Origin of the sequence: Methanospirillum sp. (assembly GCF_035406105.1) — an archaeon.
GTDB lineage: Archaea > Halobacteriota > Methanomicrobia > Methanomicrobiales > Methanospirillaceae > Methanospirillum.
On sequence record NZ_DAONKG010000349.1, the window covers coordinates 1 to 1509 of the forward strand.

1 protein-coding gene is annotated in these 1509 nt (G+C 46.5%); it reads right to left on the reverse strand.

Annotation, left to right across the window (positions count from 1 at the left end; genetic code table 11):
- Nucleotides 1-1109: MBL fold metallo-hydrolase (locus PLA23_RS13355; protein WP_324475527.1), on the reverse strand; the 1109-nt coding region annotated here is incomplete at its 3' end.
- Nucleotides 1110-1509: the final 400 nt, after the last annotated feature.

Consider the following 1509-nt stretch of genomic DNA (forward strand, 5'->3'; position numbering starts at 1 on the left):
ACCGCTTTTGGCCTTGTATTCATAATTGGTCCGATACCTGCATCCGAACCATGATCAGGAAGTTTTAAGATAGTTGCAGGTCCCCTGACCTCTGATGAATCACCAGGGAAGACAACAGAGACATTCTTCATGGATACACGAAGGACCAGCGAGTCTGCATCCTGGTGGCCGGTCAGCCGGTATGGTCCGATCACATCAACCGTTGTGGTATTGGTAAAGGGAATATTCATGCCGGCAGTAACGATCATCCTGACCGCCTGGTCTGATATGACGGCATTGATCACCTTTTCATACAGGTCTGATGAGTATGTCATGCCATTATCGACATACGTCTGTACCTCAAAAGCTTTGAGTACATCAACCATTCCACCGATGTGGTCATCATAGGGATGGGAGGCAACAACATAATCAAGAGTTGTCACATTCAGCTGATTCAGGTATTCGACAAGGCGTGGACCGGAACTCACCGGCCCAGCATCAATAAGCATGTTTTTTCCCTCACTCTGAACGAGTGCTGCATCACCCTGGCTGACGTCAAAGAAATAAAAGACGGTTTCTGGTTTGGGGGGAATTGTAGGAGTTGGAACAGGTGTCATCTCCGGGGTTGGCTCTGACGTAACCTCGGGGGTGACTTTTGGAACAGGTGTACCTTCCGGTATGTCATGTGCCTTCTCCTGTCCGGGAAGAATCCCTGAAATGCCATCAGATACTGAAAAACCAGGTATCAGACCAGATGCGAATATTCCGATAATACCCACCAGAAGAACCAGAATGACAACACCAAAACCCCATGCCCTGCTCTTTTTTTGCGGAGTCAGTTCCGCTTTCTTTCGTATCCCTTTCTTTTCTGTGGGTTTTTTAATTCGGTCAAGGTTCCGCTGATATATTTTATTATCAGGATCGAGCCGGAGAGCATTTTCAAAACAATGAATCGCACTCTCTTTATGAATGGTCTGGGATAAAGCCACCCCATATGCATTCCAGGCTTTATGATTCCGATCATTCCTCTCTACCAGTTCTGAAAAGATATCAATCGCTTCTTCGATCTTTCCCGCTTTAATTAGCGATATCCCTTCATCGAACCGGCTCTCATCCGGATCTACGGCCATATCAGCGTCCATATTTCACAGGGAAGAACTTAAATCCTCCCATAAACGGAACTGATGAATGTGTTCATAGAAAAGGCATCCATCCAGAGTATCACTCGCAGGGATAAGCAGATTATTGGAGTGTACTAATGGATTGACAATACACAGGATGCGCTTATATCTGAAATGAACCAGAAAAGGTTTTTTCCGTTCGAATTCTGGTATGGATTCTTGTTATTATCGGCATATTCATCTCTCTTGCCCTGCTGATCATGCAGGTATTAACTAAAAAAATAGTCAGGTTCTTTTCCCTGTGCGGGTAATTGGTACCGGAAACCGGATAGGCCCGGGCTGGTTGGTGTGAGGGCCTAGGGCCTCCTCATGAGGGTGGCTGTGAGTCATGTGCCATGGGCCTGGCTCA